Origin of the sequence: Paraburkholderia sp. J8-2, assembly GCF_905220195.1 — a bacterium.
Classification (GTDB): Bacteria; Pseudomonadota; Gammaproteobacteria; order Burkholderiales; family Burkholderiaceae; genus Paraburkholderia.
On record NZ_CAJMZA010000008.1, the window covers coordinates 20,424 to 33,155 of the forward strand.

The 12,732-nt window shown below is 60.4% G+C and carries 16 protein-coding genes; 6 read left to right on the forward strand and 10 right to left on the reverse strand.

Features of this window, described 5'->3' with window-relative positions; genetic code table 11:
- Nucleotides 1–73 precede the first annotated feature (73 nt).
- Nucleotides 74–262, forward strand: a complete 189-nt coding sequence (locus tag U5A52_RS19220) for a hypothetical protein (protein WP_321935833.1) — start codon at nt 74–76, stop codon at nt 260–262.
- Between the two features lie 62 nt (nt 263–324).
- Here the strand turns inward: U5A52_RS19220 and U5A52_RS19225 are convergent, their stop codons facing one another.
- Entirely contained in the window at nt 325–1,311 is a 987-nt protein-coding gene (locus U5A52_RS19225; RefSeq protein WP_321935834.1) for an alpha/beta hydrolase, read from the reverse strand.
- A gap of 193 nt (nt 1,312–1,504) precedes the next feature.
- Between U5A52_RS19225 and U5A52_RS19230 the strand changes: the two genes are divergently transcribed.
- The 4 genes from U5A52_RS19230 to U5A52_RS19245 all read left to right on the forward strand — a co-directional run bounded on the left by U5A52_RS19230 (nt 1,505) and on the right by U5A52_RS19245 (nt 4,884).
- Nucleotides 1,505–2,125 carry a carbonic anhydrase gene (locus U5A52_RS19230; protein ID WP_321910901.1) on the forward strand — a complete coding sequence of 207 codons (621 nt, stop codon included), beginning with the start codon at nt 1,505–1,507 and terminating at the stop codon, nt 2,123–2,125.
- 112 nt (nt 2,126–2,237) lie between these two features.
- Nucleotides 2,238–3,767 (forward strand): SulP family inorganic anion transporter, encoded by a 1,530-nt coding sequence (locus U5A52_RS19235; protein ID WP_321910902.1) that lies wholly within the window; start codon nt 2,238–2,240, stop codon nt 3,765–3,767.
- A 200-nt stretch (nt 3,768–3,967) separates the two neighbouring features.
- Nucleotides 3,968–4,294, forward strand: a complete 327-nt coding sequence (locus U5A52_RS19240; RefSeq protein ID WP_321936031.1) for a hypothetical protein — start codon at nt 3,968–3,970, stop codon at nt 4,292–4,294.
- A gap of 206 nt (nt 4,295–4,500) precedes the next feature.
- Nucleotides 4,501–4,884: a VOC family protein gene (locus U5A52_RS19245; RefSeq protein ID WP_321935835.1), complete on the forward strand. Its 384-nt coding sequence runs from the start codon at nt 4,501–4,503 to the stop codon at nt 4,882–4,884.
- A 27-nt stretch (nt 4,885–4,911) separates the two neighbouring features.
- Here U5A52_RS19245 and U5A52_RS19250 read toward each other — a convergent pair whose 3' ends face one another.
- A complete protein-coding gene (locus U5A52_RS19250) occupies nt 4,912–5,379 on the reverse strand; it encodes a type II 3-dehydroquinate dehydratase (RefSeq protein WP_321935836.1) in 468 nt (155 codons plus the stop codon).
- 4 nt (nt 5,380–5,383) lie between these two features.
- Nucleotides 5,384–6,727, reverse strand: coding sequence for an MFS transporter (locus tag U5A52_RS19255; RefSeq protein WP_415774024.1), 1,344 nt, complete (start codon nt 6,725–6,727; stop codon nt 5,384–5,386).
- Nucleotides 6,728–6,853: 126 nt separating this feature from the next.
- On the opposite strand from U5A52_RS19255, the gene U5A52_RS19260 reads away from it, so the two are divergent.
- Nucleotides 6,854–7,639, forward strand: a complete 786-nt coding sequence (locus U5A52_RS19260; RefSeq protein ID WP_321911322.1) for an IclR family transcriptional regulator — start codon at nt 6,854–6,856, stop codon at nt 7,637–7,639.
- Between the two features lie 7 nt (nt 7,640–7,646).
- Here U5A52_RS19260 and U5A52_RS19265 read toward each other — a convergent pair whose 3' ends face one another.
- From U5A52_RS19265 to U5A52_RS19295, 7 genes are all read right to left on the reverse strand, one after another.
- Nucleotides 7,647–8,171 carry a GNAT family N-acetyltransferase gene (locus tag U5A52_RS19265; RefSeq protein WP_321935837.1) on the reverse strand — a complete coding sequence of 175 codons (525 nt, stop codon included), beginning with the start codon at nt 8,169–8,171 and terminating at the stop codon, nt 7,647–7,649.
- Between the two features lie 51 nt (nt 8,172–8,222).
- Nucleotides 8,223–8,927: a hypothetical protein gene (locus U5A52_RS19270; RefSeq protein WP_321935838.1), complete on the reverse strand. Its 705-nt coding sequence runs from the start codon at nt 8,925–8,927 to the stop codon at nt 8,223–8,225.
- A 69-nt stretch (nt 8,928–8,996) separates the two neighbouring features.
- Nucleotides 8,997–9,776 carry a Type 1 glutamine amidotransferase-like domain-containing protein gene (locus tag U5A52_RS19275; protein WP_321935839.1) on the reverse strand — a complete coding sequence of 260 codons (780 nt, stop codon included), beginning with the start codon at nt 9,774–9,776 and terminating at the stop codon, nt 8,997–8,999.
- Between the two features lie 105 nt (nt 9,777–9,881).
- Nucleotides 9,882–10,172 (reverse strand): hypothetical protein, encoded by a 291-nt coding sequence (locus U5A52_RS19280; protein ID WP_321910914.1) that lies wholly within the window; start codon nt 10,170–10,172, stop codon nt 9,882–9,884.
- A 226-nt stretch (nt 10,173–10,398) separates the two neighbouring features.
- Nucleotides 10,399–11,094, reverse strand: a complete 696-nt coding sequence (locus tag U5A52_RS19285; protein ID WP_321935840.1) for a dienelactone hydrolase family protein — start codon at nt 11,092–11,094, stop codon at nt 10,399–10,401.
- A 101-nt stretch (nt 11,095–11,195) separates the two neighbouring features.
- Nucleotides 11,196–11,879: an alpha/beta hydrolase gene (locus U5A52_RS19290; protein WP_321935841.1), complete on the reverse strand. Its 684-nt coding sequence runs from the start codon at nt 11,877–11,879 to the stop codon at nt 11,196–11,198.
- Nucleotides 11,880–11,921: 42 nt separating this feature from the next.
- Nucleotides 11,922–12,611 (reverse strand): dienelactone hydrolase family protein, encoded by a 690-nt coding sequence (locus U5A52_RS19295; RefSeq protein ID WP_321910917.1) that lies wholly within the window; start codon nt 12,609–12,611, stop codon nt 11,922–11,924.
- Between the last annotated feature and the right edge of the window lie 121 nt (nt 12,612–12,732).

Genomic DNA, 12,732 nt, shown 5'->3' on the forward strand with positions numbered 1-12,732 from the left:
GGAAAAAACCGCCTGACGCGGCGACTTCAGGCCTGCTAGACTATGAGTTCCCCCGAAAACCATGGAGGGAGCCATGATGAACGTTTATGTAGTGAAGACCGGTGAACAGTACCTCTGCTGCGCAGAGGACGGCGACATTGGCATGGCACCGGAGATTGAAGGGGCCAAGTCCTTTTCGTCGTACGCAGAAGCGGAAAAGGCGGCGCACGAAAACGCCGACCCCGGATACGAAATCGTCACCGTCAGCGTGACTGTGCACTAACGCGGAGTTCGCCGCTGGGCGCCCGGCGAAAACGGGCACTGGCGGCGCAGGCTGTTTTGCATCTACTTACTGGCACTTGTCGCCTGCCCGGCAAGGAAGTTCAAGATAATCTCGTTCACCTCTTCCGGACGCTCTTGCTGCACCCAATGACCCGCCTTCGCAATGAGATGCTTCTTCCATAGGTTGGGAACGTTGAGTTCCAGCGCGTCATAGTCCTTCGCCGCCATCTTCACGACGCCGTCCAATTCCCCCGCCAGGAAAAGCGTTGGCTGCATAATGCGAGCACCATCAAGGAAGCTGGTCAGCGCCCAGTTTCGATCGATATTTCGATACCAGTTGATGGGTCCACGAAACCCGCTCCGCTCGAATTGACCGACTAGATACTGCAAATCCGTTTCGGTCAACCATGCCGGGAGTTCATCGGGTAATGCGAGGTTGTCCACGAGCCGTGTCGATTTGGGAAAGGTCGCGAAATTGGCCAACTGCCCTTTCGCCACCGCATCGCCTGATGCCGTGTACAGAATGCCGAGCACCGAGCGGCGGATATCTTCTTCGAGTTCGCGCTCGGCGCGGCCCGGCAACTGAAAATAGTCCTGATAGAAGTGACATTCCTGCGTGATCTGGGCAAAGCGCACCGATGGACGCACCGGACGTCGAGGCATGTAAGGCACGCTCAGCAGGCCGAGAACGGGAAACAGCTCGGGGCGCAGCAGCGCAGCGTAAGCAGCGACGGCAGCCCCCCAGTCATGGCCGATCAGAATCGCGCGATCTTCGCCGAGAGACTTGACGAGGCCGACCAGGTCCCCGACCAGATTCAAAATATCGTAAGCCTCGACGGATTCCGGGGTATCGGTGAGCCCGTAACCGCGCTGGTCCGGTGCGACCGCGCGATAACCTGCAGCCGCCAACGCTTCTATCTGCCAGCGCCACACGTACCAGGATTCCGGCCAGCCATGGCAGAGCAGCACGAGTGGCCCCGTGCCTTTTTCGACATAGTGCATCCGGATGCCGTTGACGTACGCGAACTTCTGTTGCAGCCCGTTCATCATGGAGTCGACCTCGTTTTGAGCGATGGGAAACGCCTGGCGATCAGTATGTGACAGGGCGTGCGTTGCGGGACTGTTTTTTTATATTCGCCTTGCATTGTTCCGATTTATTTTTTTAAAACATCGCGCGATTTTCTGATAGAAAGCTATACGTAAGGATTGAGCGGAGCCACCGCTCTGAATGGAGCCTCGACGCATGAATCTTCCGAAACGTATGCTCGTTGCCAATGTCGCGTGGGCGCAGGAAATTGCCTCTCGCGACCCGCAATTCTTCAGCGCGCTAGCCACCGGGCAAAAGCCGCAAGTGCTCTGGATCGGCTGCTCCGATAGCCGCGTGCCAGCGGAAAGCGTCACTCACTGTGCACCTGGCGATTTGTTCGTTCACCGCAACATCGCCAACCTTTTTCACTCCGACGACGACAACAACATGAGCGTGCTCGAATACGCGGTACGCGTGTTGCGGGTCAAGCACATCATTGTCTGTGGACACTACGGTTGCGGCGGCGTGCGCGCCTCGCTGCTCCCGCCCGCCGACGCGCTGCCCCACGTGAACCGGCGCATCAAGCCGCTTTGCGCGCTCGCGCAGACACATCGCGCAACGCTCGCGCACTTGCCGTCGGAAGAAGCACGCATCGACCGTCTCGCCGAACTGAACGTGATCGAGCAGGTGCGCCTGCTGCGCGAACATCCGCTCGTGAGCGAGAGCGCGCCCGCGCCGCTTGTACACGGGTGGATCTTTTCGCTCAACAACGGGCAGCTGCGTGAACTTGCGTCGGGCTACGACGCTGAAACCGCGATGGCCATCGCAGCAGCCTGAGCAATCCGCTCAGGATTGCGTGATCCAGGCACGGCCCGACCGTCCGTGCCGCCCGCCAATCGCGTGCGGAATTCGCCGACTCCTCTACTCTTCTTTTCTTCCTGCTTCCGTCATGACTTCGAGAGCTTCCCTGTCTGCGTTTGCGCGCGACCTCGCCGCCGGTACCGTCGTCTTTCTCGTCGCGCTGCCGTTATGCCTCGGTATTGCAAGAGCATCCGGCGCCGAGCCGTTGACCGGCCTCGTGTCCGGCATTGTCGGCGGCATCGTCGTCGCCGCGCTCAGCGGCTCGCGCCTCAGTGTGAGCGGCCCCGCCGCCGGACTCGTCGTGATCGTCGTGGATGGCATCGCACGCCTCGGCAGTTTTTCAGCATTCCTGATTGCTGTATTGCTCTCAGGGGTGCTGCAGTTCGGATTTGGCATGCTCAAAGCCGGGCGGCTCGCCTCGTATGTGCCCACGCCGGTCATCAAGGGCATGCTGGCAGCAATCGGACTGCTGTTGGTGATCAAGCAGGTGCCGCTCGCACTGGGACTGACGTCGGGCAACAACGCCGAATCGTTGACGGGCGCGCTTCAGTCGATCTCGCCTGTCGTCTGCGCGGTTGCCTTGCTCTCGCTTGCCATTCTCGCGGGCTGGGAAACGCGCGCATTGCGACGCTTCGCGCTCGTGCGACTGGTTCCCGCGCCGCTTGTCGTCGTGATTGCAGGCATCAGCGTAACGCTGGTTTGCGGCGCGCCTGGCTCTGGTTTTGCGCTGCCGGTCGAGCAGCGGGTGGCGCTGCCCGCCATCGAATCCTTCGCGGCATTGGGCGAGGCACTGCAATTCGGCGACTTCGAATTGAGCTTCGCGCGGCTTGCCGACCCGGAAATCTGGATCGTGGCCATGACGCTTGCCGTCGTCGCGAGTCTCGAAACGCTGCTGAGCCTCGAAGCGGTCGAGCAGATCGATCCGCAGCGGCGCGCCGCGCCGCCGAATCGCGAACTCAAGGCACAAGGTATCGGCAATATCGTCGCGGGCGCCATTGGGGGGCTGCCCATCACGTCGGTCATCGTGCGCAGTTCGGCAAACGTGCACGCCGGCGCGCAAAGCCGGCTCTCTGCGATCGTGCATGGCGTGCTGCTGCTTGTCAGCGTATTCGCGCTCACCGACGTGATCAATCTGATTCCGCTCGCAAGCCTTGCCGCCATTCTCATTCATACCGGCTTCAAGCTCGCCAAGCCTTCGTTGTTCGTCGCGCTCGCGAAACAAGGCGTGGCGCCTCTCGCGCCATTTGTCGTTACGATCGCCGGCGTGCTTGCCACCGATCTGCTCACAGGAATCGTGCTCGGCGTGCTGTGCAGCGCCGCTCTCGCGCTGTGGGCGAATCTGCACCGGCCGATCGCCCTCGCGTGCCATGACGATCATTTCCTGCTCTCGTTTCGCAAGGACGTGTCGTTTCTCGGCAAGGTGCCGCTCAAGCAGATGCTCGCCGATATTCCGGACCGCGCGACAGTCATTGTCGACACCACACGCGCCGATTTCATCGATCACGACGTGCGCGAACTGCTCGAGCGCTTCGTTGCCGATGCGCCGCTAAGGTCGATCGCGGTGGAGATACGGCATGCCGCAGGCATCCTTCCGCCTGCAACACGTTCTGGCGCTTGAACTGCCGCCCGTGATCGTCTGGCGGCAGCCAGGCCCGGAGTCCTCGTTGGCCGCCACAGCCGTCGTAACAGCAAAAGCTCGCACACCTCGTGTGGTGAAAACGTCAAAACCACGCTGCCGTATTTTTGAAATGTATTTTTTGAGGATCATTATTGGGCAACGAACTTCGAATCCGTTATGCAGGTAAATGGGGGCATTTCATGGGCAGCGCGCTAGTTTGGGCAGCAATCCCTCACAACAGCGATGGGGTCGTGTTTCAGGTTCGCGTAATTCGCGGGCTCCAACGCTTTCATATTTCGCGCCGGGCGCTTGAGGAGGCTTTCGGCCTGGCGCCTCAGGCATCGGATGCACAACAGCTCGAACTCTTTTATCAACACACGACTCACATCTTGAGTCGCGCCATGCAAAAACGTCCGATTGCGGGCGCTGGCACCGCTGCGCTTCAGACTGCGGATTTCGCCATGCTTGTGGAAGTGGAACACGGCGCGGCAGCGTATTCGTTGGAAACGCAAGGGTATCTGGCTTGAAAACGGGTGGCTGTTGATGAAAGCGGTCGTTCGTGCGCGGGAAATCGAACGTCGAGCGAACGCCGAGCGAACGTCGAGAACGGGTTGCGTCTGCTCTCAGGTCCGGATGTAGACTTCGGATATGCGCCGTGACGCAGCCGTTGTGCGGAGGTCTGTCAAGATATCCGGACCGGGCGCACCACACTCGAATCGCCGGAGGCCGCATTATGGCCACTCAACTCAATCACACCATCGTCTGGTGCTCGAACCGGAGCGCCTCAGCGAAATTCCTGACCGAGATGCTGGGCCGGCCAGCGCCGACCCACTTCGGCCACTTCGACGTCGTCGAACTGGACAACGGAGTCTCGCTCGACTTCGCCGACGCCAACGGTCAGATCCAGCCGCAGCACTACGCTTTCCTCATAAGCGAAGCCGACTTCGACGCCGTCTTCAGCCGCATCAAGGATCGCGGCCTTGAGTACTCGGCCGACCCAATGGGTAGCCGGTCAGGCGAGATTAACCACAACGATGGCGGACGCGGCGTCTATTTTCGCGATCCTGACGGCCACTACCTCGAAGTGATCACCCGGCCTTACGGCAGCAGCGGCTGAGAGCGGCCGGGTGGTTCGCACCGGGTGTCATCTGTTTTCAGCGCCGGGCTCAAGCCTGTTGCCCCACAGATCGTCGATCGCGCGAATCGCCAGCAAATAGCCGTTCGCGCCAGCCCCACAGATCACGGCAGTCGCCGCCACCGAGATCGACGAGTGACGATATTCTTCGGAACGCCTGTGGATATTGGTGATATGCAATTCCACCACCGGCCGGCGGACGAGTCTGACTGCATCGAGCACCGAAATCCGGCCGAACGAAAAACCGGCCGGATTGATGATCAGCGCGGCGTCCTGCAGGAATGCTTCCTGGATCCAGTCGATCAGCTCGCTTTCACTGTTGGTCTGGCGGAACACACAGTCGAACTTGAGCGCATCGGCCAGCGTCAGGCAGTTCTGTTCGATATCGCTAAGCGTGGTCGTGCCATAAATATGAGGCTCCCTTACGCCCAGCATGTTCAGATTGGAGCCATTGAGGATGTAGAGTTTTCGATTCATGGTGTCAATGCGTAGAGGAATGTTCCAGGGCGGTGCCTTTGGTTTCCCGGGATACCGCGATCATGACGAAGGAGAGCAGGTTCAGCGAGCCGCACACGGCTACGATGGCCCACGGAGAACCGTGAAAGGCATTGAGCAGCGCCACCGCGACTATCGGCATTGGGCCGCCGGTGAGCAGGTTGGCGCCCGAGTACGCCAGTGCCGACCCCGTGTAGCGCGCCTCGGTCGGAAAGGACTCGGCGAACCAGACCGGCTGGATGCCGCTTTGGAACTGTGTGAAGCCGAGGAACGCGCCCATCACGGCCATTGTCATGGCGATCGAGTTCTGGTTGAGAACCGGAAAATAGATCAGGCAGCATATTAGTGTGCATAACGAACCAATCATCAATGCACGTTTGCGTCCGAGCCGATCGCTCAGGTAGCCGCCCACCAGGGCGCCCACGATGGCACAGACATTCGCAACCATCAACAGCATGAAACCGGTCTGCTTCGGTACACCGAGGTGTTTCGTCAGGTAACTGAGCGAGAAAACCACGATCAAGTAGAACAGCGCAGCCGGGCCACAGAAGAACAACGTGAGGCGCAGCGCGGTGCGCCAGTGATATTTGAAAACGACGCCAAGCGGATTGACGGCGCGTGTGGAAGTGCCGCCCTTCTTGATCGACTCGAAGGCAGGCGTCTCGCTAACCTTCCTGCGAATGTAGATGCCCAATAACACGAGAACAAAGCTTGCCAGGAACGGGACTCGCCATCCCCATGCATCAAAGTCGTCGGACGAGAGCAGCGCGGCCAGTGTAAAGAGCGAGAAATTGGCGAGAATCTGGCTAAGTGGCGAGCAAATGCCAAGCAGCCCCGAATACCAGCCACGTCGGCTGGCAGACGCATGCTCCACCGCCATCAGTTGCGCGCCTGTCGATTCGCCGCCGAGTGCGAAGCCCTGAATGATGCGCAGCGACACCAGTAGCGTCGGTGCGAGTATGCCAACTTGCTGGTAAGTGGGCAGCACCCCCATCAGGAACGACGACGCGCCCATTACCGACACGGTGATCAGCATCAGTTTGCGGCGCCCCCAACGGTCACCGAGGATTCCGCAAATCACCGCGCCGAGCGGCCGTGCAGCCAGCCCTGCCCAGAAGCTCGCCAGCGACGCTAACAGCGAGGCCGTTGGGTCGAGTGAGGGGAAAAACAGCTTGGGAAAAATCGTGGCCGCGACCACGCCATACAACGCGAAATCGAACCATTCGAGCGCCGTACCGACGGTCGCACCGGCAACTGCCCGACGCGCCATCAAATGAGCTTGCGCAGACTGTTCGTCCGCAGCAAGGTCAGACCGAGCGAAAGATGACATTTTGTCTCCTGAATTTCCTTATGTTGAACGTTCGTTTCTGGCGACGAACAGATGCTATTGTTTGCGCTGCAAAGGAGGCCCGTTCCGCACCGGAACTGCATTTTATATTGTGAAAAGCGCGCAAAAATGTCGCTAAAGAATGGCCTGAGAGTTCTGGATTTTCTGGCGTCGCAAGGCGAAGGCGCGGGCCTCGTGGCCATTGCCGACGCGTTGTCTCTGCCACGCAGCACGTGTCATCGCGTCCTCGCCGAACTGGTCGAAAGCGGGTATGTCCGGCAACTGGTCGATCACAGCCGTTACATCCTGACAATGCGCATGACGTCGAACGGACTCGAATTCCTGAGCCTGACGGGCATCGCGGATATCGCCCAGCCGATCATCGAACGCATTGCCGCGCAAACCGGTGAACTGGCGCGGCTGTCACTCGTCGACGGCGAAGCGATTATCTGGGTGGGTAAGGCGGACGGACAGCGCGTTGGCTTTCGTTACGATCCCGACATGGGCCACGCGGCACGACTTTCATGCACGTCGACCGGGCACGCGTGGCTCATGACAATGACCGACGAGCAGGCGGTCGCATTGGTGTTAAAGCAGGGCTTCGGACAGCCGAATGAGTTCGGACCCAACGCGCCGACAACGCTCAAGGCGCTATTGGGATTCCTGCACGCTGCGCGCGTGCGTGGCTACGCGATGATCGACGAGGTGTTTGCTCCGCGCATGTCTGCGGTGGCGGCGCCCGTGGTTAGCGGCTCGCGCTGCGTAGGCGTCATCAGCCTGGCCGGTCCGCGGGTACGACTCACTGCTGAGAAGATTCACGAGTACTCGGTACTGCTGCGCGAGGCGGCCAATGAACTGGCCCAATTGAGCAATATGGCGGGATTCCCCAGTCGGCCGCCTCTCGGCAAAGGATGAAGTGACTTCATGATCTCGTGGAAACCGGGTGGGCTGGTCTCTCGTACAGTGACCAGACATACCCGCCGGGTTGCGGCTCCGTGTACAGCCCTGCGCGGATAAAGCCAAGCGACTCGTACCAGGCGCATAGCTTCGCGTTGTGGATGGCGCAGTCGAGTCGAACGAAACGCCGGTTCAAGCCGCTCACCTGGTTAGCGCACCAATCAAGCATGAAGCTCCCGAGCCCGCGCCCGTTAAAGTCCTTGCGCACAGAAAGCCCATGAACATAACCGGCAACCGGTGCTTGAGGCCCCCAGTGATTGTCCTCATCCAGCACGAGCGAAAACGCCCCGACCAGCGTCCCTTCCATCTCGACGACATACACTTCTTTTTCAGAGACATTGTTTCGTACCCAGTTCTCGGAAAACCCGTCGCCTTCCCTGCCCCACGCATAGTCGCGGTACGTCACCTTCTTCGCGTGTGCATCGTTGCGAATCTGAGTCAGTATCGGCACGTCATCTGCCGTCGCCCGGCGGACGCTTTTCGATGTCATCGCTCATTTCTCCGTTGCAGAGTCTCGGCGAGATGAATCACGCCTCGCTGTTCACAGCCGACTCAGAATCTGGCGCTCGTAGGCTGACCAGTCTCTTCGGGAATTCTCAATCGAGAGCTTGGCTAGCGGTAGTTGCTGAAACAGAGCGTCGGTGATTTGCCGATAATCGCGATATAGGGAGATTAACCCGTCTAACCCCTGGTAACCTTTGCGCACACAGTACGGACTCGCGAGTTTCCAGTTCACCTGATAGTCGATCCACTCGGGCCCGCGCTCCGTGCAGACGGTTCGAACCGCTTTTTCGACGTCTTCCTGCCAAAGGTAGAGAACGAACGGATTGAGTGGCGCAATGACTACGGCCAACGCCTTTACGTAGTCAACAATCAGTGCTGTGTCGGCGTCCATCAGCAGTAGATGAGTCAGGTCTCCATGAAACAGTTGACCATCCATCACCGGGATTGGCGAATCCCTCTGTGTTGCCTCGACAAAAGCGGCCCATCTGGCCAGCGCACGGTCGGCCAGATCCCGAGGTGTCGCGTCCCGCCACGGCTCGAACCAGTGTTCGAGTTCGTCCGTCGCTCGCACCGGGTGGGGCTCAGTCCTTTCATGTATCGGCAATGCCGCGCGCCCCGAATCTTCCAGGCGCCTGGCAATCAGGCGCATCGTCGTTGACTTGCCCGAACCCATGATGCCTTCGACGATAACCAGCCGACGGGCGGCGGTTTCTGCACCACAGGGATTTGGCGGGATCGCCATTTGTGCTGATAACACCTTGTAAGATGACCGGTAGCTCCAACAACAGCCCTATTCGACGCCCGAGCGCGATCAACCAACAACCTCGCTTCGCATACCGTCCATCACAAAGGCCTCACCGTCTCTCAACGTTCGATATGGTATTTGGTGGCGCTCGTAGAATTCCACTTCTTCGCCCACTGCAGCCGATTCGGGATGATCTGATTCGAAGTGCACCACGAGCGAAAGCGGCAACAGTCCGAGCCCGTCCCATACTACCGGTAAATCGTAACCCGGCGGAATCTCAGCGGGATCGCTCACGCGAACCAGTGCGCGCAGCGTGCTCGAGGCAATCACCGCCGCCGCGCTAAATCCTGCATAGACGATTCTGTCGCGCTCCAGCAAATCGGCGATCGCAACATCGAATCCGCTTTGCTTCATTGCCCTGCGCAGGATGAATGCGTTGCCGCCGTTGACCCATACCGCGTCGAACTGCTGTAGTGCCTCACGCAGTCGATCCGTCGCACCAAAGAACTGCCGGAGATCGAGTTCTTGCACGGCGAATCCTAATGCCCGGAGTTTTGTCGACTGACTTTCCAGCCACTGCGCTCGCGCTGCTTCACGATGGTCAAGCGCGTTGACGATAACCGCTGCGCGCATTTCACCGCCGACTAGCCGTACCAGTTGCTCGGGTCTGGCGCCTACATCGAATGATGAAAGGTAGATGCGCATGGCTTGCTGAGTTTGATCCGCCGACAAGCGTGAATGCGTACCGGCGGTGGCTATCAGTGGCCATTTAGCATGTGTCCGGCGCCCTTCGTGGACAGCGATGGCAGCTTTCTGCACGGGACGCGTCCACAAGTCGATCGTCACACCGAGTCGTGGAATGCGGTTTGATCATCGGCTCAAAAGGAGGCCCTGCCCTGAGCCCCGCCTTTTCTTACAATATCGAAACAGCGCGCACGCAACGATGCGTAGTCAGGCAAACGCAACCTGTGCAAGATACGTTGCGAAGTAGTCATCGTCCAGCCACCCGGAAACATGCTTCGACGCCTCGATGCGCTGAATCTCTTTCTGGCCTTTATCGGTCAGCATGGCAATCTGGAGCGGCGGGAGGTACTTCGTACTGGGAGGAGGTTTCTGGTCAATGGTCTGGATCAGACCCTGCGAGCGAAGCCACGTGAATATTGCCGGTCGCTTGTGCCACGGAATTTGTCGATACAACGCGAGTCGAAGAGCTTCAAGTACAGCGCCATTGTTGAATTCCATGAGCATCCTTCTGGTGGTCGGCTGAAACGTCCGGCTGGCACTGAGTACACACGGTAGCACATGAAGCGGCTCTTTTCGATGACATTCGGGCGCTAACAACGGAATTCGAGAAACGCGTCGTGAGCGGTGGCCGACTCTCGACGAGAAATCGTCGCGGGTCAAAAAAGCGCTCTGGCGCATTCTGGGCTGCTCGCCGCCAAGGCCGAGCAGCCAGCGTCCGCAAGGATCATCGTAGCGCCCGATTCAGGAAATCGCGGGTTCGACCGTTGGCCAGGGCGGCGGCGGCGGGATCGTAGTGGGCGCCATTGTTGCGCGAGAACGCGTGACGCTGGCCAGGGTAGCTGTACACCGAGACATTCGGTTTGCCAGCGAGAGCCGCCTTGATTGCCTCTTGCGCTGGCCTGGAGATGAACTCGTCCTCCTCCCCCAGGTGCATCAACAGTGGCGCATGAAGGCCCGCTACCTCGTCAAGGTAGCTTTCGGTGTCGCTGCCGTGGTAGGCCACGGCGGCATCGACCTCAGAGCGGACCGCGGTCAAAAAGGCCATCAGGGCGCCAAGACAATAACCCAGCACGGCGACCTTTCCGGTGCACCCCGATAGCTCGGCCGTGGTCGCAACGGTGTCCTCGATGTCCCTCACCCCGGCGTCCCGATCGTAAGCCTCGTACAGATGCAGCCCATGCTGCCAGTCAGGTTCTGATCTGACGTCGAGGTCGACGCCAGGCGCTTGCCGCCAGTAAAGATCGGGCGCCACCGCGATGAAGCCCAATCCGGCCAGGTCATCACAATGCTTGCGGATATCGGCGTTGACCCCGAACACTTCCTGCAGGACGACGACAGCCGGCGCAGGCAGATCGGCCGGCCGCGCAATATAGGCTCCGAAGGCGCCGTCCCGGCCCTCGATGACGATACGACTTTCCATCGCTTTCTCCTTCGACGACCACGTTTGACAGATTCCAGCCGATGTCCGCGGAACGCGCCACGCCGAGCGTCGGTGCGAGCCTTGCCCGGGAGCGCCTCGCTCTAGCGGGCGGCGACCGCGGCGCAAGCCTTGCGGATCACGTCGAGCACCGCTTGCGGCTGCGAGAGCATCGGGACGTGGCTCGCCTTGAGCTCGACGGTTGTGGCGCCCATACGCCTCGCGGCGAAGCGTTCCAGGTCCGGATGGACGGTTCTGTCCTCTGTGGCGACAATCGACCAACTCGGCTTCGTACGCCAGGCGATTCCGTCGTGCTTCTGGTTGAAGAGGTCGAGTGCCGGCGCGAAGTGAGTCGCATAGACGACCGCCTGCTCGTCCGGCGACAGGTCCTGAGCGAACGCCGCCGGGCCGGAATGCTTCAGCCAGACGCGACCGTTGGCCACCTCGATGTGGTTGAAGACTTCGGTCTTCGGGAATTTGTCCTGCTGACCCTGCGACGTCTCGGTCTCGTCCGGGCCCAGGGCGGCGATATACACCAGAGCGGCGACCTTGGGGTCCATGCCGGCGTGGGTGATGACCGTTCCGCCGTAGGAGTGGCCGACCAGCACCACCGGGCCTTCGACCCGTGCGATCGTGCGAACGGTCGCGTCGACATCGCCTTTCAGCGTATCCAGGCCATATTGCGCGGCCATCACGTCGTGCCCCTCCGCTTTCAGCGTCGGGATGAGCTTCTGAAAACAGGACCCATCGGCCCAGATACCGTGCGCGAAAACGATACTCGGTTTCATTGTGTTCTCCTAAGGTGAGTGCTTGCGGGGGTTGCGGGCCTCCTACTCAAAAAGATGCTGCTTGAGGAACTCGACAGTTCTGGCGTTGGCCCTGGCAGCCGCCTTGGCGTCGAAGCGCGAGCCGCTATGCCGCGCGAACGCATGCGAGCAGCCGGCATAAGTCCGAATCTCGACGCCGAGCGGCGTAAGGCTATCGCGGATCGCCTTCTGCGCGGCGGGGCCGATGTACTCGTCCTGCTCGCCCAGGTGAAGCAGCAGCGGCCCACGCACTGCCTGCGCATCGCCGAGGAATTCATCCGTTCTCGCGCCGTAATAGCCGACACCGGCATCGACGCCGACGCGCGTAGCAACCAGATACGCAAGCAGTCCGCCGAGGCAAAAGCCGACCACGCCGACGCGTCCGGTGCACCAGGTCATGGCGCGCGTCTGCTCGACCGTCGCTTGCACGTCGGATACGGCCTGGTCGAGATCGAGCGCCTCGTATAACGCGTGCGCCAGCGGCCAGTCGGTCTCGCCGGACAGCTCGACGCGCGGCTGTTGGCGCCAATACAGGTCGGGACTCACCGCGATGAACCCCTTCGCTGCGAGTTCGTCACAGGTCATGCGAACGTCGGCGTTGACGCCGAACGCTTCCTGCACGACCACCACGGCGGCCGCAGGTCCCGATCGGGGCTCTGCAAGATAGGCGTAAAAGGCCCCGTCGGGTACAAACACTTCGACGCAAGACGCCATGGCCAGCTCCCTCTGCACGGGCGTACAACGTAGGCTAGCCGCCGGCGGATGCAGGCGTGAGTGAATCGTGGTGAATTGCCGTGAATTCTCGCTGCTGGCGCGGGCGAGGTATGCCGGGATC

Bases quoted from the DNA above. Each gene is read 5' to 3' on its own strand.
- U5A52_RS19220 (WP_321935833.1), top strand. From the start codon at position 74: ATGATGAACGTTTATGTAGTGAAGACCGGTGAACAGTACCTCTGCTGC.
- U5A52_RS19225 (WP_321935834.1), bottom strand. From the start codon at position 1,311: ATGATGAACGGGCTGCAACAGAAGTTCGCGTACGTCAACGGCATCCGG.
- U5A52_RS19230 (WP_321910901.1), top strand. From the start codon at position 1,505: ATGAATCTTCCGAAACGTATGCTCGTTGCCAATGTCGCGTGGGCGCAG.
- U5A52_RS19235 (WP_321910902.1), top strand. From the start codon at position 2,238: ATGACTTCGAGAGCTTCCCTGTCTGCGTTTGCGCGCGACCTCGCCGCC.
- U5A52_RS19240 (WP_321936031.1), top strand. From the start codon at position 3,968: ATGGGCAGCGCGCTAGTTTGGGCAGCAATCCCTCACAACAGCGATGGG.
- U5A52_RS19245 (WP_321935835.1), top strand. From the start codon at position 4,501: ATGGCCACTCAACTCAATCACACCATCGTCTGGTGCTCGAACCGGAGC.
- U5A52_RS19250 (WP_321935836.1), bottom strand. From the start codon at position 5,379: ATGAATCGAAAACTCTACATCCTCAATGGCTCCAATCTGAACATGCTG.
- U5A52_RS19255 (WP_415774024.1), bottom strand. From the start codon at position 6,727: ATGTCATCTTTCGCTCGGTCTGACCTTGCTGCGGACGAACAGTCTGCG.
- U5A52_RS19260 (WP_321911322.1), top strand. From the start codon at position 6,854: ATGTCGCTAAAGAATGGCCTGAGAGTTCTGGATTTTCTGGCGTCGCAA.
- U5A52_RS19265 (WP_321935837.1), bottom strand. From the start codon at position 8,171: ATGACATCGAAAAGCGTCCGCCGGGCGACGGCAGATGACGTGCCGATA.
- U5A52_RS19270 (WP_321935838.1), bottom strand. From the start codon at position 8,927: ATGGCGATCCCGCCAAATCCCTGTGGTGCAGAAACCGCCGCCCGTCGG.
- U5A52_RS19280 (WP_321910914.1), bottom strand. From the start codon at position 10,172: ATGGAATTCAACAATGGCGCTGTACTTGAAGCTCTTCGACTCGCGTTG.
- U5A52_RS19285 (WP_321935840.1), bottom strand. From the start codon at position 11,094: ATGGAAAGTCGTATCGTCATCGAGGGCCGGGACGGCGCCTTCGGAGCC.
- U5A52_RS19290 (WP_321935841.1), bottom strand. From the start codon at position 11,879: ATGAAACCGAGTATCGTTTTCGCGCACGGTATCTGGGCCGATGGGTCC.
- U5A52_RS19295 (WP_321910917.1), bottom strand. From the start codon at position 12,611: ATGGCGTCTTGCGTCGAAGTGTTTGTACCCGACGGGGCCTTTTACGCC.